Below are 22,876 nucleotides of genomic sequence, written 5' to 3' on the forward strand. Positions count from 1 at the left end.
CGCTTTTCAGCGCAGGCGGTAGCGCAGCAGGCGGCCGCCGGCCACGGTGGAGTCCAGGCCGATCCACGCGCCCGAGGGCGCATACCAGACATCGACCGGCTGCTCGGGCCCCTCGATGCGCCAGCGCTCTGCGGGCTGGGGCTGGCCCCGCACCTCCACCGTGCCGCTGTCCATGCGGCGCACGCGCACCGCCTCGTAGCGGCCGGTCTGGGCGTTGAGCAGCTGCGTCTGCGTGCGCATGGCGGGATGCCAGTAGGCAAAGCTCATGGCACAGCCCGGCAGGCTGAGCGTGCCGGACGGGCCGTCCACCTCCAGTGCGTCGCCGGCAGTCCGGGCCACCACCTTGCCGGTCTTGCCATCGTCGTCGGTCTCGGCCTGCAACGCCGCCAGGCAGTCGCCGCGCCATTGTTCGCTGGCCACGTGGCGGTAGCGGTACACCGTCAGGCCGAGCAGCTTGACGGCGAACATGGCCTCGCTGCGCACGGTGCGTGCCTGCGGCGTGCCGCCCAGCGTGAAGCGGTGGGTGCCGATGGGCTTGCCGTCCAGCGTGACCTCGAAGTCCTGTGCCGCTGCAACGCCGGGCAGGGCGGCGAGGAACAGCGCAGCTGCCCAAGCTATCCACGCCCCCCAGGCCATGCGGACCACCTCAGTCGCCACGGGGGCGCACCGGACCGGGGAAGAAGGCATTGGTGCGCGCGATGTAGTCGCGGTAGGCCGGGCGGCGTTCGGCGATGTCCTGCTCCAGCAGGCGCACTCCGGAGACCTTGAGCAGCAACACCGTCATCAGCAGCGGCGCGACGATGCTCCATGCCGCCGCCCAACCGCCGGCCAGCGCCGTGAGCCACAGGCCCCACCAGACGCAGCACTCGCCGAAGTAGTTGGGGTGGCGCGAATGGCGCCACAGGCCCTGGTCCATCACCCGGCCCTTGTGCGTGGCGGTGGCCTTGAAGTGCGCCAGCTGCAGGTCGGCCACGGTCTCGAAGACGAGGCCGAACGCGGCCAGCGCGAGGCCGGGTGCGTCCAGCCAGTGCAGCGGCTGGTCGCCCGCGAGGCCGGCCAGCAGCGGGGCCGACACCACCCAGGCCAGCAGCGCCTGCAGCGCGAACACCAGGTACAGGCTCTTGCATGCGAAGCCGGGCTGGTTGCGCGCGCGGATCGCCTGGTAGCGCCGGTCTTCGCCATGGCCCCAGTTGCGCCAGGTGATGAAGACGGCCAGCCGCAACGCCCACACGCTGGCCAGCACCAGTATCACGAGCCCACGCTCGGACGGGGCCGGCAGCAGCGCCCAGTACACCCAGCCGGCGCCGACGATGAGCAGCGCCCAGACGCGGTCGACCAGGCTCACATCGCTGCGCACCACGCTGGCGAGCCAGGCCAGGACGGCGGCAACGGCCGTGAACGCCAGGCCGGCCAGCGCCGTACCCCCCAGCGAGGACTCAGGCATGCGGCGCCTCCGGTTCGGCCACGCCGTCGAACTGCACCGACAGCCGCACCAGCAGCGGCAGCGACACGGCCCAGACCACGGCCAGCGTGGCGAGGGCGGCCGTCGGGTGCACAAGCTGCGCACCGCCCAGCCGCACCCCGGCAGAAAAGGCCATCGGCCCCACCATGGCGCCCAGCCCCGCGGCAAGCCAGGCGCGCCCGCGCAGCCAGCGCATGGTGACGTTCAGGGCAATGGCCAGCAGGCCCCAGAGCGCGACCATCCAGTACGGCGGCAACGCCGCGAACGGCTGGCCCGACGGGTAGGCCACGTGGCCCTGCAACACGGTCCAGGTCTCGACGGCCAGGCCGAGCCCGCAGGCCAGCAGCACCAGCCTGGCCTCCCGGGCCGGCCGGGCCGAGACGGCCAGGTGCCAGCCGATGGCCGCCGCCACGCACAGCGTGCCGGCCAGCGGGCGGTGGCTTGCCGCGCCCAGCACGGCGGCGAACCAAGCCAGCTGCGACACCGCGACGTTGGCCAGTTGCATGGCCGGCGTGGGCCTGCGGCGGCCAGGCGGCACAACCAGTGGGCGCCCCGGCCAGGCCACGGACATCACGCGGCGCGCCGCTCGAACAGGTAGTGGCTCACCCACCACTGCTGGCCGTCGGCATGGCCGAACAGTTCCTCCACGGCGAGGAAGAACAGGCGCCAGCGCTGCCACCACAGCGCGGCCTGGTCCTCGCCATAGGTGGCGGCCAGCAGCGGCTGCAGCTCTTCGCGCGCGGCGTCCATGTTGGACAGCCAGGCAGCGGCCGTGCGCTGGTAGTGGCGTCCGTCCCAGCGCCAGCGTTCCAGCAGACGCAGGTCGTCCTGGCACTGCAGCGCCAGGTCGTCGCTGGGCATCATGCCGCCGGAGAAGAAGTGCCGGCTCATCCAGTCGCTCTCGTCGTGCACATCGAAGGCGTAGGGCGCCTCGCGGTGGGCGAAGACATGCATGAAGAAGCGCCCGCCTGGCCGCAGCCAGCGCGCCACCTGGGCGAAGGCATGGGGCCAGTTGCGCAGATGCTCGAACATCTCGACCGAGACCACGCGGTCGAAGCGCTCGCCGGTGTCGAAGCTGTTGATGTCGCAGGTTCGCACCCGCAGGTTGTGCAGGCCGCGGGACAGGGCCTGGCCTTCGATGTAGATCCGCTGCGAATGCGAGTTCGACAGCGCCGTGACCCAGCTGTTCGGGTAGCGTTCGGCCATCCAGAGCGACAGCGAACCCCAGCCGCAACCCAGTTCCAGCACGCGCTGGCCGTCCTGCAGCCCGGCGCGCTCGCAGGTGCTCGCAAGCGCGGCGGCCTCGGCCTCGGCCAGGGTCTCCACACCGGGTGGCCAATGGCAGCTGCTGTACTTGCGGTGCGGACCCAGTACCTGCGCGAAGAACGCGGCCGGCACCTCGTAGTGCTGCTCGTTGGCCTTATCTGGCAGCGGCGCCAGTTCGGCGCCGCGCATCTGCGCGAGGAATTCCTGCGTGATCCTGGCGCCGGCCTCGGCGTCGCCGCTGTGCAATTGCGCGAGGCGCTGGCGCAGCAGATGCCGGATGCCGCCGCGCACCACGCGGTCGGGCAGCCGACCCTGCTCGGCCCAACGCAGGGCGATGGCGGAGGAAACGTCGGGGTTGCGGGTCATGCGGCTGGTACGCGGCGGATGGGCTGCTGGATCACATGCCGGTGGTCTATTGGACGGCCGACGGCATGACTGGCGAAAAGGCGGCCAACTGCGGCATCCGCGCCAGTGCGTCCATCAGGCTGCGGATGCTGCCGTAGCGGGTCTTCGAACGGATGGCTGCGATCTGGGTCAGGACGGTGGTGCGCGAGACGCCGTTCTCGTGCGCGATGGCGCTGGCTTGCAGGCCGCGGCACAGCTGGAGCAGGATCCGCGTCTCCGCGCTGGTCAGCGCGTGGCGCAACGCGAACAGTTGCAACTCCACGCTGCCGCAGATTTCGTCGCGACCGAAGATGACGAGGGCCATGTTGTCATCCTCAACGGCGACAACGGTGAGTGCGGCAACTAGGCAGGCATCCGGCAGCTCCACCTCCACCAGTTCTCGGCGCCCAAAAGCGCAGCACCGTTGCAGCGCTGCCCGCCAGCGTGCTTCGTGCTCGCCGGCCCGCACGCCATGCGCAGCCCATCCCAACCTGGCGAAGAGGGCGCGGGCGCTAGCGTTTGCGAAGTGGATGCGACCATCGATGCTCACAACCGCGACACCGTGCGCCAGTCGATCCAATCCGGACACCAGGGCGCCTTGCAATGCCGAAGTGATGTCAGCCGCAGGCGACGTGGTGGTCGGTTGATGGCCCAGACGGCCGGCGGTGATCAGCATGGCTTCTCCTGCGATTGAATGGCTGGCTGCAGTCTAGGAGTGCCGTCGGCTGCATGCCACTCAACCGTGGGGGTAGTCGGGCCCTTGTGTGCTCATCTTTCTGCCTAGGACTTTGGTTTAGCCAATCGGGCATGTGCATGCGCTGGCTGCGTGCTTTAATCGTTACGCCGTGGGAGGTACTTCATGCGTGTGCTGATCGTCGATGATCACGAAGTCATCTGGAATGGGATGCGGCTCACGCTGGAGCGCTTGTCCAATCAGGCGAATAGGCGTCCCTTGACCCGTTTCGAGGGCAGCCTGTCGGTCGAAGCGGCTGTGGAGCTCGAAGACCGCAGCTTCGACCTCATCTTGCTGGACTACCACCTTGCTGGCCTCTCCGGCACGGCGGCATTGGCCCGAATGCGCGAGGTGTTCGAGGCGTCACCCATCGTCATCCTGTCCGCCGACGCCGATCCACGCCGGGCGCGCGAGGCCATCCTCGGCGGCGCTGCCGGCTACATCCCCAAGACCATGTCCGATCGGGAGATGCAAGCCGCATTGGCGCTTGTGCTGGCGCAGGGCATCTATCTACCGCCGATGGCCCTGCTGGAGGTCGATGAGGATCCGCCTGCCGAGCCGCCGGATCTGCCGGCCGAGTCCATCGAGTCGTTCCTGCGGAGCGAGTTCTCGCCGCGCCAGCGCGAGGTGTTCGCGCTGGCGTTGCGCGGTAAGCCGAACAAGGTGATTGCCCGCGAACTCGGCATTGCTGAGGGCACGGTCAAGGTGCATCTGTCGATGGTGTTCCGCGCCCTCGGGGTGCGAAATCGAACCGAAGCCATGTACCGCGTACTGTCGGCCGACGCGGCAGGCGCCATCGAAAGACTGTGATGGCGCCGATCACCGGCGTCGGCGATGTCGATCTCGTCGTGGTCGGCTCCGGCGCAGCCGGGCTGGCGGCTGCGGTCACTGCGACGCACGGCGGGCTGCGTGTGGTCGTACTTGAGAAGCATACGCACGTCGGAGGGACGACGGCCTGGTCCGGCGGCTGGATGTGGCTGCCGGGCGTAGGTGCGTGTGCAGCGGATCCACGGGACAAAGGCCAGTCCGAGGCAAGCGCCGCACGGTCTTATTTGCGGTGTGTTCTCGGTGAGGGTGATTTCGAGAAGCAGCGCAGCAAGATCGACCGCTATCTGAACGAAGCGCCCAACATGGTGCGCTTCTTCAGCAGCATGCCGTCTGGACCGTTGGCATTCGAGCCTGAGGACAGCACACCGATGCCGGATTTCCATCCATGCGATGGCGCCGGGGCCGGGCGCCTGTTGCGTGTGGCGGCGTTCGACGGGTTCCAGCTTGGCCCCGCACTTGAACGGCTGCGGCGCCCGCTGCCCGAGTTCGCTCCTTTCGGGATGGGCATTCAGTCCGGACGTGAGCAGAACCGTTTTCTGAACATCTTTCGCTCGCCGCAAGCGTTTTGCGCAGTGGTCCCGCAGGTAATCCGCTTCTCGTGGAACTTGCTGCTCTACGGGCGCGACGTGCGCTTGGTCAATGGCAACGCGCTGGTGGGCGCTATGGTGCATGCCGCGCTTGAAATCGAACGCCAGGCTTGCAAGACGGACGCGGCCCTGATGGGGGCAGGGGTTGCGGCCGAGCCCGCGCGGATGTTCAGGCGCATCGGCATCATGACGTCCCACGTGGTTTGCAAGCTCGAAGCGGAGCACGGGCGCATCACGGGTGTGATGGTCCAGACGCCTGAGGGGCTTCGCACAGTCCGGGCGCGTGTCGGCGTAGTGCTGGCAGCGGGCGGTTTTCCGCACGACGCCGAGCGTTTGCGCGCTTACCTGGACCACGCCATCACAGGACAAGGCATCTGCTCTGCGGCCCCGGTCCAGAACAGTGGCGACGGGCTGAATCTTGGCGAGGGGAAAGGTGCGCTCGTCCACCCGCCACTGTCGGCACCGGCCGCCTGGGCTCCGGTGTCGCTGTACCGCAGACGCGATGGGTCGACCGCCGTCTATCCCCACTTTCTCGACCGCGCCAAGCCGGGCGTGATCGCGGTCGGCCGATCCGGGCGGCGCCTGTTCAACGAGGCACTGTCATACCATGATGTGGTGTCCGAGTGGATGCGCAAGACACCTGCGAGCAAGCGGTTGGATGCCTGGCTGGTCTGCGACCGGCGCTTCCTGTGGCGCTACGGCCTTGGTGCCGTTCCGCCTTTCTTTACCTTGCGTTGTGTGGCTTCCAAGTACGGCCAATACGTGCAACGCGCAGCCACCCTCGCGGAACTGGCCCGCAGCATCGGCGTCGATGAGCGCGAGTTGGCCGGCACGGTGGCGCAGTACAACCTCGACGACAAGCACGATCATGCGTTTGGCCGCGGGGGTACGCCATACGAAAGGTGGGGCGGCGACCCGCTCATTTCACCCAACCCTTGCATAGGGCCGATCATGCGGCCGCCCTTCTTCGCCGTGCGCCTGCATCCCGGCAGCCTGGGCACACTGGCCGGCATGGCGACCGATGAGAACGCACGCGTGCTCGATACCAACGGCGCGGCCATCCCTGGCCTGTACGCATGTGGCAATGACATGGCGGCGGTGATGGGCGGGCACTATCCCGCCAACGGCGTGACGCTCGGCGCTGCGATGGTCTTTGGCCACATCGCCGGGCAGACAGCGGTCGACAGCCCGGAAGGGCGGACCGCACGGGGCGCCGCGCAGCCGCCCCACGAATTCTCGACACCGCAGCGAGACAGCAGCCCGTGAACACTGCGATGCCGGCCGCCGCGGTCCGGGCGGACACCGAGGCGCAGGAGCTGACGGAGCGGCGCTTTCAGCTCATGGTTGTGCAGGTGCTGGCCGTGCGTTGGTCGTATTTCTTCATGACGGCGGTGGTGGCGGCTGTCGGCTGGCAGGCCGTGGCACCGCCGTGGGTTCTGGCCTGGCTGGCAGGCGCGGTGCTCGTGTTCGAGCTGCGAGCGCGGTGGTTGGCGCGCCAGGCCACGCTGGTGCTGGTGCCCGCGCAGGCGAAGGTGCGCGGCGCATTGCTGTGGAACGTTGCTTTGGGGCTGGCCTACGGCCTGTCGGCGCTGTTCATGCCGAGCCTGGGGTTGACGTTGTCCGCGGTGCTGACGACGATCGTGGTTTCTGCCGCCGCCGGTGCGGTGGCCATCAGTGGGCCGCTGCTGCAGGTCTATCTGGCGTATACGCTGAGCATCATGTTGCCGTTTGCGTTGGTCTGGGCAGCGAATGGCACCTGGCTCGGCACAGGGCTGGCGCTGCTGATGGCGATGTTTGTCTCTGTCCAGTATCGTTTTGCTCGCAAGGTTAACGAGACGTTCACCGAGTCGTTTGTGATCCGGCGGGTGAATGAGCAGTTGGTGGCGGAACTGACGGTGGCACGCGACCAAGCCAATGCAGCCAATGTCGCCAAGACGCGGTTTCTCGCTGCTGCGAGCCATGATCTGCGCCAGCCCTTGCACGCTCTGTCGCTGCAAAGCTCCGCGCTGCTGCTCGACCCTCGCGCCGATGACACGCCGCAGATTGCGGCAGCCATCGCAGGGTCGATCCAGGACGTCGCAGCACTGCTTGATTCCCTGCTCGATATTTCCAAGCTCGATGCAGGCACGCTGCGCGCGGACCGGCGTCCCATCCAGCTGTCGCGGATGCTGGAAGCGCTGGGGCGGTCTTTTCTGCCTTTGGTCCGGTCCAAGGGATTGCGTTTTGAACTGCAGGTGATCCCAGGCGTCGTTGCAGTGACTGATCCGATGCTGCTCGAACGGATTCTGCGCAATCTGGTCGACAACGCGATCAAGTTCACGCCGGCGGGGACCATCCGGATGACGCTGCAGGTCGTGCATGAAGAGCTTGAGTTGGTGGTGAGCGACACCGGCATCGGGATCGCGCCGCACCTGCAGGCCAAGGTGTTCGACGAGTTCTACCAAGTGGACCGGCACGCTCAAGGCCATACCCAGGGGCTGGGGTTGGGGCTGTCGATCATCAGCCGACTTGCACTGCTGCTGGGCATCGCGGTGACCTTGAGTTCCGAGGCAGACGCGGGAACGACCATCCGGCTGCGCCTGCCAATGGAGCGCAGCGACGTTCCGCGGCCTGCACCTGAGGCAGCCCCGCCATCGCCTGGACCTGGTTTGCGGGGGCTGCGGATTCTGGTGCTCGATGACGAGCCCGCTGTCCGTGAAGGCATGAGCAACCTGTTGCGCCGTCTGGGCTGCGAAGTGGCATGCGGGGCTGACACGGACGAGGCGCTGGCGTGCGCGCGCACCTTCGGGCCGCGCATCGTCATGGCCGACTACCGTTTGCGCGACGATGCCAACGGAATCGATGCGATCGGGCGTCTTCGGAAGCAGCATCCTGGTCTGCTATCGCTGCTGATCAGCGGCGACACAGCGCCTGACCGCCTGCGCGAGGCGGCCGACAGCGGACTGCAACTGCTGCACAAGCCGGTGTCGTTGGAGCAACTCAAGCAGGCGCTTGCCGACCTGCTCGACAACTGACGCACGGCCGGCGCGCACGGCCATCCATCCACGAGGAGTTTTCCCATGCACCCTGGAGTTGGCTGGTTGTCGCGCGATGCGCACGCGCTGCAGATTCGTCTGAAGGAAAAGGCTATGCCGCTGCACTGTGATCTGCTGATCGTCGGCAGCGGATATGGAGGCGCCGTGGCGGCGGCGCGCATGGCCGGGCTGCAGCACAGCGGCAAGCCGCTGCGCGTGCTGCTGGTCGAGCGTGGGCGCGAGTACCTGCCGGGCATGTTTCCATCGCGCACCGGAGATCTGCCCGGGCACGTGCGCTTCAGCCAGCAGGACGGCAAGCCGCCGCGCGGGCCAGCCACCGCGCTGTGGGATCTGCGCCTCGGCCCCGATGTGAATGTCGTGCAGGGCAGCGGCCTGGGCGGTGGCTCGCTCATCAACGCCGCGGTGATGGAGCGACCGGAGCCCGCTGTCTGGCAAAGCGTCTGGCCGCCGCAGATCGATGGCGGGCAACTCGATGGCGCCTACCGCAAGGTGGAGACTATGCTGCAAAGCGCGCCACTGCCCGCGGGCCAGCAATTGCACAAGCTCAGCGCGCTGCAGCATCTGGGCGATGGTCTCCCGGGCGCGCCGCGCGTGCAACGCTGCAACCTCGCGGTAGCGTTCTCGGACGCACGCACGCCTGCCGGCGTCGAACAGAAGGCCTGCATCCACTGCGGCGACTGCGCTACCGGGTGCAACCACCGCGCCAAGAACTCGCTGGATGTGAACTACCTGGCGCAAGCCAAACGCCGGGGCGTCGACATGTACTGCGGCGTGCTGGCCTTGCGCATCGAGCGGCTCGTCGGCTCCGAGTTCTGGCAGGTTCGCTGGGTGCCGACGGACAGGTCGCGTGGCTGGGCTGGCGAAGCCGAACCGATCCGCACGCGCTTTCTCATCATTAGCGCAGGCAGCCTGGGTTCGACCGAATTGCTGCAGCGATCGGAATTGGGAATGCGCGAACGAGCCAGGGACGACGCCGGGCAGAGTGACTCAGGCGACAAGTCAGGATCCGCTCGACGGGCACGCTTGCGCTTCTCGGAGGCGCTCGGGTCGCGCTTTTCCACCAATGGCGACATGCTTGCCGCGGCCGTCAAGTTGCCGGTCCACACGCAGATCTGCGCCGAGGAGACCGCGCCGGCGAAGGTCGATGGCAAACCTGCACGCCACATCGGCCCGACCATCACCGGCATGCTGCGCAGCGGCGCCGGCTCTAGTCGCTTCACGGCGCAGGAATTTGCGATTCCCGCGGCACTGCGCACCTTGCTGGCCGAACTGACTGGCACGCTGGACATGCTGCATGCCATGCCGCGGTTCGACTGGTCTTTGCATTCGCCCCACCAGCGTGGCGACGATCCCCTGTCTCCCGGGCAGGCTGCGCTGGACCGCACCATGGTCTATGGCTTGATGGGCGACGACGGTGCCGGCGGCCGCCTTGAACCGACGCGCCGGCCATCGAGCGAGCGCGGCGAGCAACAGCTTGCGCGCCAACTTGAGCAGACCCCGCCCTTGGAAGAGCCGTTCGATGGGCGTATCGCCGTGCAGTGGCCCGACGCGCGCCACGCGACGGTGTTCGATGCCCAGCACGCGGCACTCGGCAAAGCCTATGGCACGCGCCGCCGAGGCTGGTACCTGCCCAATCCGGCCTGGCGCCCGCTGCCGCAGGCACTCGACCGCCTGGCGCAGGGTCGGGGTGTGCGGGGGCCGGTGACGACGGTGCACCCGCTGGGGGGGTGCCCGATGGGCGAGAGCATCCACAGCGGCGTGACCGACTGGGCAGGGTGCGTCTTCAACGCGGATGGCTCCAGCCAAGGTCCAGGGCAGTTTCACCATGGCCTTGCAGTGCTCGACGGCTCGATCGTGCCACGCGCCCTTGGCATCAATCCAGCGTTGACCATCGCCGCGCTCGCCGAGCATGCCATCCCTGCACTGCAGCAGCGCTGGGAGATTGAAGGCGAGGAGCATGCCGACGCCGCGGAGCCATCCGCAAAGTTTGCCCGGCCGGTGTGGAGCGAGCCCGTGGCACGTCCCCTGCAACCGGCGACGGCAGCTCGGCTACTCGAAAGGGCACACGGCGCGCTGGAGATCGGCGGCGAGCGCTACTGGGGCGCGATGCAGGTGCATTTCGCGCCGATCGAGGATGTGGCGGCCTTCGCGCGCACGCTGCCACGGCGTGTAGCGTTCGAGCGCGTGGTGCTGTACCTGTACCCGGACCGCGGCGGGCTGGACGATGACCCGCAGTGGCGGGCACAGCGCGATGTCGAGGTCACGCCGCTGTGGGAGGTCACGCTCAGCGGCGAGGCCGACGTCCTGTTCCGCCATTGGTCGTGGGGGCTGTGCCGTGTGTGGCGCAGCTGGGTCAACCTTGGAAGTACCAACCGCATCGGTGGGACTGCGCAGTGGTGGCCACCACGCGCTGCAATGACCTCCATGCGCGCCTTGCTGCAGAAGGTGGCCATCGCCTCCAACATAGGCGAGCAGCGCGGCATCGACTATCTGCTGCACGTGGACTGCGTGTCCGGCCCGAACAGCCCGCTGCAGCCCGGCGATCGCCTGCGCGGCCGCAAGCTGATCGACAACTCGCTGGACAGCAACCCGTGGCGCCAGGTCAGCGAGATGCGCATGGAGCTCGTGCGCAGCAAGGGAATCTTGCGTCCAGCACTCTTGCCACTCGGCACCCTGTCGCTGGACCTGCGCTACTTCGTACGGCACAAGACCGCGCTGCTGGCAATGCAATCGCAGCCCGACATGGTCACGGCTCTGGCAGATTTGGGCAGCTTTGCATTGATGGCAGCACGCGTGTTGCTGAAGATCCAGTTGCTGAAGTTCGTTCCGCCGGAGAAGCGCGACCGCAGCATCAAGGCACGGCGGCCGGCGGAACTGCCAGGGCTGTCGATCCAGCGCTACGACCTGCGTCCGCAACGCAAGGTGCTGCTCACGCGGTATCACAACGAGGTAGAGCCACCGCTCGGCCCGCCCATCGTGCTGTTGCATGGATTCACCGCCAGCGGCTCGACCTTCGCCCACCCCTCAATGCCACGCAATCTTGTGCAGTACCTGTGCGGTGAGCGGCGCGACGTCTGGGTCGTCGAGCTTCCTACCAGCATCGCGTTTGCCAAGCGAGAGGCTGTCGATCAGAGCTTCGAGGATGTAGCCGAGCACATCCCGTTCATTGTCCGCAGGGTGTTGAGCCTGCGCGTTGCGGAGGACAAGGAGCTCGGGCGCCCGCCCGTGCCGCGCCGGCAGATGAAGGTGGATGTACTGGCGCACTGCATCGGCGCCGCGATGTTCTGTCGCGCCGTCTTGCGCCGTGGCAGTCCGCACCAGCGCGTGCGCTCGCTAACGCTCTCCCAGGTCGGCCCGCTGATCCAGATGTCGCCCGCCAATCTGCTTCGGGGTTATCTGGCCAGCTACCTCGCCCAGTTCCTCGGCGTCGACTCATTGGACGCGCGCCCCAGTTTCGCGCCCGGCGGCGCCAACAGCCTGGGCCAGACGCTACTGGACGCGGTTTTGGCGAGCCTGCCCTACCCGGCCCGCGACCACGAGCAGGAATTGGCCGCGCAGGCGGTTGCGCAAGGGCGGCCAGACTTTCGACTGGTGCGGCACCGCGCCGATGCGATGCTGGGCAGGCTGTTCGAACTGACACCGGATTCCCCGGTGTCCGCCGCGATGCTCGATGCGCTGGACGACATCCTCGGCTATGCCCGCGTGCGAACGCTGGCGCAAATCATCCACTACACACAGCACGCGATGCTGACCGACGACGACGGCCGCAACCGCGACCTGCACCATGACGCTCTGAGCCGGCGGATGGGTTTTCCCGTATTGATGTTGCATGGGCGCCGCAGCGGCGTGTTCGACTGGCGTGGCAGCATGGAGAGCTACCTGTGGCTGCGCGACAGCCATGCGCCACGCCTGGACCCCGCGCTCGGGCGCGTCGTGCGCGACGCGGAAAGGCTCCACCTGGGGCTGGATACGCCGCGCCAGCTCTGCATTTTCGAGAAGTTCGGCCACCAGGACACGATCATCGGCAGCCGCGCGCCGGACGTGGTCTACCCGGTGGTCGGAGATTTCCTGCGCTGGGTGGCGGAAACGGAGACATGTCCGCTGCCGCCGCTGCCTTCGCCGACAGGCGCGTTGCAGCAGGCAAAAGTACCGGCATCCTCGCCAGCGCCTGGCGTCGCCGTCGCACAGCAGCCAGCCCGACCCTGGGTTGCAGTCCTGCCTTGGATTGGACCCGTGCTGGGTTGGTTGCGTGAAGCACCGCAGGACGGTTGGATCAAAGTCTCGTTCCTGCTGCGTCCCAACCCAACGCATGCACGCACCTCTTTCGTCGGGGTCGTGCCGATGCGACTGATCCGGGGCCAGTGGGTTCATCCTGAAGACGCCCCGATCATCCTGTGGGAGGCATCGGACAGCGAGCTGCCAATAGGGGACGTGCTGGCACTTCGACTCATGGAGATGGCCAAAGAACCGCCTCCAATCGTGTTCGTTACGGAGCCTGCAGCGCAGCGCCGCAGCGAGAGCGGCGATGATGCAGAGGAGGAGGAAGAAGACGCGGAGGACGCGGAGGACGAGGCGTTGTTGCCTGACATAGGACCTCGCTTACGCGCGGGAGCAGTGGCGTTGGACATCGACCCGGCCTGGGTCGATGGTGTGAACAGTGCATTGCTTCTGCTGACAGTGCACGATGACATGCCAAAGCGCCCGCGTGCACTGACAGAGGAAGATTTGACTTGGTTGACGATCCGATCAAGGCGAGCGAGCCGACATGCAATCTCGGCTGTACGCCGCTTCCTCGCCGACCCGCCCCAATCGCTTGAATCGGCTCTGCTGCGCGTCCCGGCCTCACTGATCGCCGCGCGCGATCTGAGAACGGTGGACGTTCCTGCGGCGCGGACCAGCCCGCTGCACGTGGCCATCTGCAGCTGCCAGTACCCCGGCGGTCTGCTCGATCAGGATCTGGCCCAGGCAAGTCTGGCGCGCCTGGCCCAGCGCTTGCGCGCGCCGTCCGACAAGGTCGGCGCCGCACCGCAGCTGTTGCTGCAACTGGGCGACCAGGTCTATGTGGACGAGACCGCCGGTCTGTTCGACCCTGTCACTGCAAAGATCGCCCTCGAGCAGATCTACGACCGAACCCAGGGAGCGTCCGCTGCGCGGGAGGTGTTCGCGCGCGTGCCCAGCTATTGCATGCTCGATGACCACGAAGTTCGGGACAACTGGCAGCGGGGGCAGGGCTCCGCAGATCAGAAAGCGGAGGACGACCGCGCCTTGATGGCTTTCCGGGAACGCCAAGCCAGCCTGAACCCACCGTTTACATATGACTGCGGTTCGGCCAGCTTCCAGGCGGCGCCCGGCGGCTGGCCGCTGTTCGTGCTGGACACGCGCACACGCAGGGACCAGCGCTCGCCGCAGACTTTTCTGAGGGCCCACATCGCACCATTGCAAGAGTTGGATAGACTGCTTGCGTGGCTCGGGGCGCTTAACCAGCTGGAGCCAACATGCCCCAAGTTCGTCGCCACCCCGAGCGTCATTCTTCCGTTGTTGCGCAGCGCGCCAGGCGAGGTAGCCTGGAGTGACGATGGTTGGGCTGGCTACCCCGCTTCGCAAGCCCATCTGCTGGGCGAGATCGCGAGGCAGCGGATCCGCAACGTGGTGTTTCTGTCTGGCGATGCCCACCTGTCCATGCTCACAAAGATGACGATCGCTTGGGAGGCACAGCAACCAGTCACAGTCCGCAGCATCGTGTCATCCGGCTTGTATGCTCCTTGGCGATTTGCCAATGCGGAGCCCGCCAACTACTGCACAGGCGCGTTCGCGTGCCGGCTCTCGGACGCGTCACGTATCCATGGCGAGAGTGCGACCACGTTCCATCAAGCGGACGGATTCGCGGTCATAAGCGCTGTGCGAGGGCGGGGCGGCTACCAAATCTCAGTCGATTTTGACCTCGCCGACGGTCGCCATTCCACAAGTTGGGCGTCGGACGAATAGCATCGAACCGCCCGGGCTGATGTCGCGTCAGACTTTCAGCAAGCCCTGCAACCGCGTCGACGTCGTCGTGTACTCCACCACCACCTTGCGCCCGCTGACCAGCCGCTCGGCCGCGTCGAACGCCGCCAGCGTGGCCTCGTGGAAGCCGCACAGGATCAGCTTCTTCTTGCCCGGGTAGTGGTTGATGTCGCCCACCGCATAGACGTTGGGCAGGCTGGTGGCACAGGTGGCCGGGTTGACCGCCAGCTGCTTGCGCTCCATCGCCATGCCCCAATCGGCCAGCGCGCCGAGGCGGGGCGACAGGCCCTGGCGCACCACAAGCAGGTCGAGCGGTAACCGCGTGTCGGGCCCTTCGGCATGGCTCAGCACCAGCCGGGAGAGCCGGCCCTGGGCGTCGGTCTCGAAAGCGGTGGGTTGGCCGGTGGCGACGCGGATGTGGCCGGCGTCGCGCAGCCGCTGCAGTTCTGCCAACTGGGCTGGCTCGGCCTCGAAGGCGTCGCGCCGGTGCAGCAGGGTCAGCGAGGCGGGTGCGGCCTGCGCGAAGGCGAGGGCGCTCGCCACGGCCTCCTCGCCACCGCCGGCGACCACGAGGTGGCGGCCGGCCACGGCCGAGGCCTCGGGCGCGTAGTAGTGCAGCGCGCCGCCCTCGAAGGCCTCGATGCCTTCGATGCGCAGCCGCCGCGGCTGGAAGGCGCCGATGCCGGCCGCGATGAACAGCGCACGGGTTGTGAATTGCGTGCCCGCATTGGTGGCCAGCTGCAGCCGCCCATCGGGCAGGGTGCTGAATTCCGTGACTTCCTGCCCCAGGTGCAGCTGCGGCGCGAAGGGCGCGGCCTGCTCCTGCAGCGACGCGACCAGCTCGCGCCCGGTGCACACCGGCACGCCAGGAATGTCGTAGATGGGTTTGTCCGCGTACAGCGCCGCGCACTGGCCGCCCACATAGGGCAGTACGTCGACGATGTGGGCCCGGATCTCCTGCAGGCCGAGCTGGAAGGCCTGGAACAGGCCGGCGGGGCCGGCGCCGATGATGAGCGCGTCGGTCTCGATCACGCGCACCGCCGGTTCACTTCACCAGTTCGGCGATCTTGTTCGGCTTGTCTTTCCACTCGTCGGCATCGGGCAACGCGGGCTTGCGCTTGGTGATGCTCTTCCAGCCGTCGGCCAGCGCCAGTTCGGCGTTGAGCTTGATGAAGGCGAGCTGGTCGGCCGGCAGGTCTTCCTCGGCGAAGATGGCGTTGGCCGGGCACTCGGGGATGCAGACCGCGCAATCGATGCACTCGTCCGGGTCGATCACCAGCATGTTCGGGCCTTCGCGGAAGCAGTCCACGGGGCACACGTCGACGCAGTCGGTGTATTTGCAGCGGATACAGTTTTCGGAGACGACGTGGGTCATGGTGCTTGACGGTGCGGGCGGGCGGTGCCGCTGGGGGAAACCCGCGATTTTAGGGACATTTGCATCCCCACACCGTGCGCAGCCCCTGTGGCCGGCATGGGTGGGGTCTGTAGGTGGCGCGCTTTCAGCGCACCAGAACGGCGGCAGCCGTCTTGTGCGAGGCCTGGTCGACCAGCACCAGCGCACCCAGGGTGCGCGACTGGCGGTAGGGCAGCGTGGCGATGCTGTCCTGCAGCACCAGCTCGACCTCGCCGATGGCGTTGGCTTCGAGCTGGCTGGCGTCCTGCTCGGCCAGCGTGTGGATGTCCAGCCAATGCACGATGCGGCGCACCTTGGCCTTGACCCAGCGGTGGCCATGCAGCGCCCAGTACGCGCGGCCGGGCACCAGCGGCTCGTCGTCCATCCAGGCGACCGTGGCGCTGACCTCGCGGGCGCCCTGCAATGCCGTGCCGTCCTCGGCTTCGGCCAGCAGCCAGTCGCCGCGCGAAACGTCGACTTCGCGGTCCAGCACGATGCCGGCGCTGTGGCCAGCGGCCACGTCCTGCTCGCTGCGCACATGGCTCAGCACGCGGGCGATGGTCGCGCTCTGGCCGCTCGGCAGCACGCGCACGCGCTGGCCGACCGTGGCCTGGCCCGTGGCCACGCGGCCCCAGAACACGCGCCGCCCTTGGCTGGTGTCCGACGACGACGAGAACTTCTCGACCCATTGCACGGGGAAGGCCAGCGGCAGGCCGGTCTCGGACGGCGTGTTCGACAGGCCTTCGAGGATGCGCAGCAGGCTGGGGCCGTGGTAGCCGCACCAGTCGGCGTCCGGTGCGGCATCGACCACGTTCCAGCCCTTGAGCGCGGAGACGGGCACGATGGCCTCGACCGCGATGCCGGCCTCCTGCGCAAAGCCGCGCAACGCGGCCTCGATGCGGGTGTAGGCCAGCCGGGGGTCGGCCACGGCATCCAGCTTGTTCACCGCGAACACGATGGCCGGCACGCGCAGCAGTTGCACCAGCAGCGCGTGGCGGCGCGTCTGCGCCAGCAGCGGGAAGCTCGCGTCTTGCCAGGCCAGCTTGGTCGCGTCGACCAGCAGCACGGCGGCGTCTGCGCTCGACGCGGCCGTCACCATGTTGCGCGTGTACTGCTCATGCCCCGGCGTGTCGCCGATGATGAACTTGCGCCGCGTGGTCGAGAAATAGCGGTAGGCCACGTCGATCGTGATGCCCTGCTCGCGTTCGGCCGACAGGCCATCGGTCAGCAGCGCGAGATCGGTCTCGCGGCCGTCCTGGCCCTGGCGCTGCACGCCGGCCAACTGGTCGGACAGAACCGCCTTGCTGTCGACCAGCAGGCGGCCGATCAGCGTGCTCTTGCCGTCGTCCACGGAGCCGCAGGTGATGAACTTCAGGGCGGCCGTGGGTGCGGCATCGTTGGCGGCGGTCGTCACGGAATGCTCAAGGGTGGCGGTCATCAGAAGTACCCATCTTTCTTGCGCTTCTCCATCGAAGCCTCGGAGGTCTTGTCGTCCATGCGCGTGGCGCCGCGCTCGCTCACGTCGGACAGCAGTGTCTCCACCACGATCTCGTCCGGCGTGCTGGCCAGGCTCTCGACCGGGCAGGTGCAGGTGATGTCGCCCACGGTGCGGAAACGCACCTGGCGGCGCTCGGCAACTTCGCCATCTTTCAACGGTGTGAGTTCGGTCACCGGCACCAGCAGGCCGCGGCGCTCCACCACCGTGCGCTCGTGGCTGTAGTACAGCGAGGGCAGGGCGATGTTCTCGCGGGCGATGTACTGCCACACGTCGCGCTCGGTCCAGTTGGAGATCGGGAACACGCGGAAGTGCTCGCCGCTCTGCAGCCGGGTGTTGAACAGCGTCCACAGCTCGGGGCGCTGGGCCTTGGGCTGCCATTGGCCGAAGCTGTCGCGGTGCGAGAAAATGCGTTCCTTGGCGCGCGCCTTCTCCTCGTCGCGGCGGGCGCCGCCGATCAGCGCGTCGAAGCGGAATTCGTCGATGGCCTCCAGCAGCGTGACCGACTGGTGCACGTTGCGCGATTCGCCGGGGTGCGCAAGGCGCACCGTGCCGCGGGCCATGGAATCCTCGACGCTGCGCACGATCAGTTCGGCACCCAGCTCCTTGGCGCGCAGGTCGCGGAAGTCGGTCACTTCGTGGAAGTTGTGGCCGGTGTCGATCATCAGCAGCGGATACGGGATGCGGCCCGCGCCGAACGCCTTCTCTGCGCACTTGAGCAGCACCAGCGAATCCTTGCCGCCCGAGAACAGCAGCGTCGGGCGCTCGAAGGCCGCGGCCACCTCGCGCAGGATGAAGATCGCTTCCTCTTCCAGCGCGTCGAGCTGGGCGTCGGCCAGGGGGGTATGGGCCACGGGCGGGTGCAGCACGTCGGCTTGTTGTTCGAATTGGGTGCGGGCGTTCAAGAGGGGCTCCGTTCGGCAATCGGGGAAAGGCGGGAAATCGGCAGGGCGCTCACGGCGACGGGGTCGTCTTCCTGGGCCACGTGCAGGCCGCATTCCTTGGCGGCTTCGTCTTCCCACCACCAGCGGCCGGCGCGGAAGTCCTCGCCCAGGCTGATGGCCCGGGTGCAGGGCGCGCAGCCGATGCTGGGAAAGAACTCATCGTGCAGCGGGTTGTAGGGCACCTGGTGTTCGCGGATGTAGTGCCACACGTCGCCCCAGGTCCATTCGGCCAGCGGGTTGTACTTGAGCCGTTCGGCGTTGCTGCGGTCGACCAGCGGCACGTCGGCGCGGGCGCCGGACTGTTCGCGGCGCAGGCCGGTGATCCAGGCCTGCTTGCCTTCGAGGGCGCGGGCCAGGGGCTCCATCTTGCGGATGTCGCAGCAGGCCTTGCGCAGGTCGATGCTGCGGTACATGGCGTCCAGGCCTTCGCGGGCGACGAAGTGCACCACGGCTTCCTCGCGCGGGTGCATCACCTCGATCGGGCGGCGCGCCTCGGCGCGCAGGCGCTCCAGCAGGGCCAGCGTCTCGGGATGCAGGCGGCCGGTCTCCAGCACGAAGGCTGGGATGTCCAGGCCCAGGGCGTCGATCAGGTGGCCGACGACCATGTCCTCGGCGCCCAGGCTGTGGGCCTGCGTCACGAACGCGGCACCGTGCGCGACCTGCGCCTCCTGGAGCACACGGCGCGTGGCGGTCAACTTGGCCTCGAAGTCGGCCGAGGGCCGGGCGTGCAGGTCGATGGCGGACATCAGGCGTGCTCCGCGGCCTCGGCGAAATGCGGCGCGGGATGCGCGGCATCGCCCTGGTAGAAGCCCTTGAAGCGGTCGAACTGGCGCTGGGCAGCGTCGGCCTTCAGGCCCTGGCGCAGCACAGCCGTAGTGAAGCCCGAGCGCGCCATTTGCACGAGCTGGTCGATCAGCACGTCGCCCGTGGCGCGGATCTCGCCCGCAAAGCCCAGGCGGCGGCGCAGCATGTAGGCCTGGCTGTAGGCCCGGCCGTCGGTGAACTTGGGGAAGTTGAGGTCGATGCGCTGCACGCCGTCCAGTGCCAGGCTGCGCGGGTCGACCGTGTTGTCCACCACCAGGATGCCAGCGGCGCCTTCGGCGGGCGCCTCGTGTTGCTCGAATGTCAGGATGTTCATCGTGGCTGCTCTTCTTCAGGCGGTCTGGGCTTCGGGCTTGCGCGCCGTGCTGACGCGGGCGGCATTGGCCGCGGCCTTGAACGGGTCGTGGCCGACGCGGCGCAGCGTGGAGATGAAGGTCTCGCCGCTGCTGCGCTGGGCACGGTAGGTGTCCAGCAGGGCCTCGATGACCTCCGGCACTTCGGCCGCCGCGAACGAGGGGCCGACCACCTTGCCGGCGGCCGGCGCGCCCGACAGCTGCGAGCCGTCCGAGCCGGCCAGCGTGATCTGGTACCACTCCTGCCCATCCTTGTCCACGCCCAGGATGCCGATGTGCCCCGTGTGGTGGTGGCCGCAAGAGTTGATGCAGCCGCTCATGTGCAGGTCGATCTCGCCCAGGTCGTGCAGTTCGTCCATGTCCTGGTAGCGCGCCGTGATGGCGTGCGCGATCGGCAGCGAGCGGGCGTTGGCCAGCGCACAGAAGTCGCCGCCGGGGCAGGCGATCATGTCGGTCAGCAGGCGCACGTTGGACTTGGCCAGGCCCAGCTTGCGGGCTTCCTGCCAGAGCGCGGGCAGTTCCTCGGCGCGCACCCAGGGCAGCACCAGGTTCTGGTCGTGCGTGACACGCGCTTCGCCGGCGCTGTAGCGGTCGGCCAGGTCGGCCGCACGTTCCAGCTGGTCGGCCGTGGCGTCGCCCGGCGCGAAGCCCACGCGCTTGAACGACAGCGTGACGATGCGCAGTTCGGCGTTCTTGTGCGGAGCAACATTGCGCTGCAGCCAGCGCGCGTAGTCCACATCGCTCTGGGCATCGAGCTGCGCGGCGGCGCGCAACGCGGTGTCGACGTCGTTGGCGGCAGGCCGGGCAGGCGCGTGGAACGAGGCGGACACGCGGTCGAGTTCGGCCTGCGTGATGGTGTGGGCCGCGCCGTCGTGCGCCATGATCTCGGCGTACTCCTCCTCGACCTCGTCGATGTAGCGCTGGCCTTCGGCCTTCACGAGGATCTTGATGCGCGCCTTGTAGATGTTGTCGCGCCGGCCCCAGCGGTTGTAGACGCGGACCACGGCTTCCAGGTAGTTGATGACCTGGTTCCAGGGCAGGAACTCGCGGATCACCGTGCCGACCACGGGCGTGCGGCCCATGCCGCCGCCGACCAGCACGCGGAAGCCGACTTCGCCGGCGGCGTTGCGCACCACGTGCAGGCCCACGTCGTGCCAGAAGGTCGCTGCACGGTCTTCGCTGGCGCCCGTGATCGCGATCTTGAACTTGCGCGGCAGGAAGGCGAACTCGGGATGCAGCGTGCTCCAGTGGCGCAGGATCTCGGCGAAGGGCCGCGGGTCGGCGATCTCGTCCACGGCGATGCCGGCACGCTCGTCGCTCGTGATGTTGCGGATGCAGTTGCCGCTGGTCTGGATGCCGTGCATGTTGACGCTGGCCAGCAGGTCCATCACGTCGGCGCTGCGGTCCAGCGGGATCCAGTTGTACTGGATGTTCTGGCGCGTCGTGAAGTGCGCCACGCCGTCGGGCAGGCTGGTCAGGTCCGACAGGCCGGCGTTGGCCTTGGCCAGGTCGTGCGCGCCACGGTCGTCGTATTCGCGCGCGATCTTGCCCAGCACGCGCAGCTGGGCGGAGTTGAGCTCGCCATAGGGCACGGCGATGCGCAGCATGGGCGCGAAGCGCTGCACGTACCAGCCGTTCTGCAGCCGCAGCGGACGGAACTCGTCTTCCGCCAGTTCGCCCTTCTGCCAGCGTTCGAGCTGGTCACGGTACTGGGCAGCGCGCAGCTGGACGAACTCGCGGTCGAAATCTGTGTATTGGTACATCGTGGTGCTTGAGAAGGCGGTGGCCGCGCAGGGCCGGCGGGGTCAAGACTCAGTGGAAACCCGCGTACTCTAAGGAATTCGGCCTTAGATCCAAACTACTTATTTGTTGTGGCGCTATGCGTGCTTGGTTATAAGCAAAGCGCCAGGGGCCGCTAAAAGGCCCGTCGAAGCCGTCAAAAACCGCTGAGGGCCAGCGGCCAGGGGGTCTTGGACCAGGCCTGGGCTTCTTCGCGCAGCAGGTGCGCGGACTGCGGGAAGGCTTCCGTCCAGCCGGCGCGGCAACTCAGCGTGCGCGTGGCCTGGCGGCCCTTGGCGGAGGAGAGCTTGAGGCCGTCGACGTCGGGGTCGCGCCGGGCATGGCACAGGATCACGGCCAGACGCAACGCCAGCAGCTGCTGGGCGAGGGCGGGGTCGGCCAGTTCGGCCTCGAGCTTCTTCAGTTTGCCCCGGTGGCCCAGCACCAGCTGGCTGAGCCGGTGCAATTCGGGCATGGCGAAGCCCGGCGCGTCGGCGTTGTCGAGCACGTAGGCGCCATGGCGGTGGTAGCTGCTGTGCGAGACCAGGAAACCGATCTCGTGCAGTTGCGCGGCCCACGACAGCTTGCGCTGCATGCGGTCGATTTCCTCGGCTGGTTGCTCTGCGCCGGCCTGCAGCTGGGCAAAGAACTGGTTGGCCACGGCACCGACGCGCTGGGCCTGGGCCTGGTCGGTGTCGAACTTGCGCGCCAGGCGGCGCACCGAGGCCGAGCGCACATCGCTGTCGGCGCCGTCGCGTTCCATGAGGTCGTACAGCACGCCGTGGCGCAGCGCGCCGTCGGCGGCGTGCATCTCGCTGATGCCGAGCAAATCGAAGATGGCCAGCAGCACGGACAGGCCGCCGCCGATCACGAGCTTGCGGTCGTCTTTCATGCCCTCGACCTGCAGCTTGTCCACCGAGCGGGCCTTGAGCAGGCGTTCGCGCAGCCATTCCAGGCCGGCGCGCGGGATCAGTCCGGGCGGGCCGCCGGCCGCGGTCAGCATGTCGGCCACGGCGCCGACTGTGCCAGACGCGCCGTAGGCCGTGTCCCAGTGGCCGGTGCCGTAGGCGGCGAGCGCTTCGTCCAGCACCGCCTCGGCCGCGATCTGGGCCATGCGGAAGGCGTCGGCCGTGAATTCGCCCTTGGGGAAATAGCGCATGGACCAGGCCACGCTGCCCACGCGAAAGGACTCCATGACCCGGGCCTCGAAGCCCTGACCCAGGATCATCTCGGTCGAGCGGCCGCCGATGTCCACCACCAGGCGGCGTTCCTCGGACTGCGGCAGCAGGCGCGAGACGCCTTGGTAGATCAGGCGGGCTTCTTCGCGCCCCGGGATCACGTCGATCGGGAAACCGAGGATGGCGTGGCCACGGCGCAGGAATTCGTCGCGGTTGCGCGCTTCTCGCAGGGTCTGGGTGGCGACGGCGCGCACCTGGTGCTTCTGGAACCCGGCCAGGCGTTCGGCAAAACGGGCCAGGCAATCCAGGCCGCGCTGCATCGCGTCTTCGCTGAGGTTGCGGGTTTCGTCCAGGCCGTTGCCCTGGCGCACGACCTCTTTCAGGTACTCGGTGCGGCGGATCTGGCCATGGTCCAGCCTGCCGATTTCAAGCCGGAAGCTGTTGGAGCCCAGGTCCAGGGCGGCGAGGAGGGTTCCGTTCTGCATGGCTGGGGCGGGATGCTAGCACCGATGCTGCAGTGCAACGCAGCGCGCGGCCGCAAATGTTTGCATACCGTTTTGGTGTCATGTTGCTGTCACACAAGCTTCTTAAATTCACGGCCATCGAGGGTGGCA

Annotated in this window: 17 protein-coding genes; 4 read left to right on the forward strand and 13 right to left on the reverse strand. The window is 67.9% G+C overall.

Features of this window, described 5'->3' with window-relative positions; translation table 11 throughout:
* Nucleotides 1-6: 6 nt before the first annotated feature.
* From DES41_RS18780 to DES41_RS37840, 5 genes are all read right to left on the reverse strand, one after another.
* Entirely contained in the window at nucleotides 7-636 is a 630-nt protein-coding gene (locus DES41_RS18780) for a DUF6134 family protein (RefSeq protein WP_114469528.1), read from the reverse strand.
* Nucleotides 637-646: 10 nt separating this feature from the next.
* Nucleotides 647-1,444, reverse strand: coding sequence for a DUF1295 domain-containing protein (locus DES41_RS18785; RefSeq protein WP_114469191.1), 798 nt, complete (start codon nucleotides 1,442-1,444; stop codon nucleotides 647-649).
* Complete coding sequence (locus DES41_RS18790; protein WP_170168220.1) at nucleotides 1,437-1,967, reverse strand: DUF2878 domain-containing protein; 531 nt, start codon at nucleotides 1,965-1,967, stop codon at nucleotides 1,437-1,439. The genes DES41_RS18785 and DES41_RS18790 overlap by 8 nt, the downstream gene beginning before the upstream one ends.
* A 65-nt stretch (nucleotides 1,968-2,032) precedes the next feature.
* Nucleotides 2,033-3,094 carry an SAM-dependent methyltransferase gene (locus tag DES41_RS18795; RefSeq protein ID WP_114469193.1) on the reverse strand — a complete coding sequence of 354 codons (1,062 nt, stop codon included), beginning with the start codon at nucleotides 3,092-3,094 and terminating at the stop codon, nucleotides 2,033-2,035.
* 46 nt (nucleotides 3,095-3,140) lie between these two features.
* Entirely contained in the window at nucleotides 3,141-3,788 is a 648-nt protein-coding gene (locus DES41_RS37840) for a helix-turn-helix transcriptional regulator (RefSeq protein WP_147282892.1), read from the reverse strand.
* A 183-nt stretch (nucleotides 3,789-3,971) separates the two neighbouring features.
* Here DES41_RS37840 and DES41_RS18805 point away from each other — a divergent pair, with 183 nt between their 5' ends.
* Genes DES41_RS18805 through DES41_RS18820 form a run of 4 tightly spaced genes read left to right on the forward strand, consistent with a single transcriptional unit; the run spans nucleotide 3,972 to nucleotide 14,280 of the window.
* Entirely contained in the window at nucleotides 3,972-4,655 is a 684-nt protein-coding gene (locus DES41_RS18805; protein ID WP_114469195.1) for a response regulator, read from the forward strand.
* Nucleotides 4,655-6,526 carry an FAD-dependent oxidoreductase gene (locus tag DES41_RS18810; RefSeq protein ID WP_114469196.1) on the forward strand — a complete coding sequence of 624 codons (1,872 nt, stop codon included), beginning with the start codon at nucleotides 4,655-4,657 and terminating at the stop codon, nucleotides 6,524-6,526. The genes DES41_RS18805 and DES41_RS18810 overlap by 1 nt, the downstream gene beginning before the upstream one ends.
* The gene (locus DES41_RS18815) at nucleotides 6,523-8,274 is read left to right on the forward strand and encodes a hybrid sensor histidine kinase/response regulator (RefSeq protein WP_147282893.1); all 1,752 of its coding nucleotides are present in this window, start codon (nucleotides 6,523-6,525) and stop codon (nucleotides 8,272-8,274) included. Before DES41_RS18810 ends, DES41_RS18815 begins: the two co-directional genes overlap by 4 nt.
* A gap of 45 nt (nucleotides 8,275-8,319) precedes the next feature.
* A complete protein-coding gene (locus DES41_RS18820) occupies nucleotides 8,320-14,280 on the forward strand; it encodes an alkaline phosphatase D family protein (protein ID WP_114469198.1) in 5,961 nt (1,986 codons plus the stop codon).
* A 27-nt stretch (nucleotides 14,281-14,307) separates the two neighbouring features.
* Here the strand turns inward: DES41_RS18820 and DES41_RS18825 are convergent, their stop codons facing one another.
* The 8 genes from DES41_RS18825 to DES41_RS18860 all read right to left on the reverse strand — a co-directional run bounded on the left by DES41_RS18825 (nucleotide 14,308) and on the right by DES41_RS18860 (nucleotide 22,747).
* Nucleotides 14,308-15,336 (reverse strand): NAD(P)/FAD-dependent oxidoreductase, encoded by a 1,029-nt coding sequence (locus DES41_RS18825; protein ID WP_114469199.1) that lies wholly within the window; start codon nucleotides 15,334-15,336, stop codon nucleotides 14,308-14,310.
* A gap of 7 nt (nucleotides 15,337-15,343) precedes the next feature.
* The gene (fdxA, locus tag DES41_RS18830; protein WP_114469200.1) at nucleotides 15,344-15,673 is read right to left on the reverse strand and encodes a ferredoxin FdxA; all 330 of its coding nucleotides are present in this window, start codon (nucleotides 15,671-15,673) and stop codon (nucleotides 15,344-15,346) included.
* Between the two features lie 124 nt (nucleotides 15,674-15,797).
* Nucleotides 15,798-17,129, reverse strand: coding sequence for a sulfate adenylyltransferase subunit 1 (locus DES41_RS18835; RefSeq protein ID WP_114469201.1), 1,332 nt, complete (start codon nucleotides 17,127-17,129; stop codon nucleotides 15,798-15,800).
* Nucleotides 17,129-18,091, reverse strand: a complete 963-nt coding sequence (gene cysD, locus DES41_RS18840; RefSeq protein ID WP_425466374.1) for a sulfate adenylyltransferase subunit CysD — start codon at nucleotides 18,089-18,091, stop codon at nucleotides 17,129-17,131. Before cysD ends, DES41_RS18835 begins: the two co-directional genes overlap by 1 nt.
* Nucleotides 18,088-18,876: a phosphoadenylyl-sulfate reductase gene (locus DES41_RS18845; RefSeq protein WP_114469203.1), complete on the reverse strand. Its 789-nt coding sequence runs from the start codon at nucleotides 18,874-18,876 to the stop codon at nucleotides 18,088-18,090. Before DES41_RS18845 ends, cysD begins: the two co-directional genes overlap by 4 nt.
* Entirely contained in the window at nucleotides 18,876-19,268 is a 393-nt protein-coding gene (locus DES41_RS18850; protein WP_114469204.1) for a DUF934 domain-containing protein, read from the reverse strand. The genes DES41_RS18845 and DES41_RS18850 overlap by 1 nt, the downstream gene beginning before the upstream one ends.
* A 15-nt stretch (nucleotides 19,269-19,283) precedes the next feature.
* Nucleotides 19,284-21,068, reverse strand: a complete 1,785-nt coding sequence (locus tag DES41_RS18855) for a nitrite/sulfite reductase (RefSeq protein WP_114469205.1) — start codon at nucleotides 21,066-21,068, stop codon at nucleotides 19,284-19,286.
* 173 nt (nucleotides 21,069-21,241) lie between these two features.
* Nucleotides 21,242-22,747 carry a Ppx/GppA phosphatase family protein gene (locus tag DES41_RS18860; protein WP_114469206.1) on the reverse strand — a complete coding sequence of 502 codons (1,506 nt, stop codon included), beginning with the start codon at nucleotides 22,745-22,747 and terminating at the stop codon, nucleotides 21,242-21,244.
* Nucleotides 22,748-22,876 lie beyond the last annotated feature (129 nt).

This window comes from Pseudorhodoferax soli, assembly GCF_003337555.1.
Lineage (GTDB): Bacteria > Pseudomonadota > Gammaproteobacteria > Burkholderiales > Burkholderiaceae_C > Pseudorhodoferax > Pseudorhodoferax soli.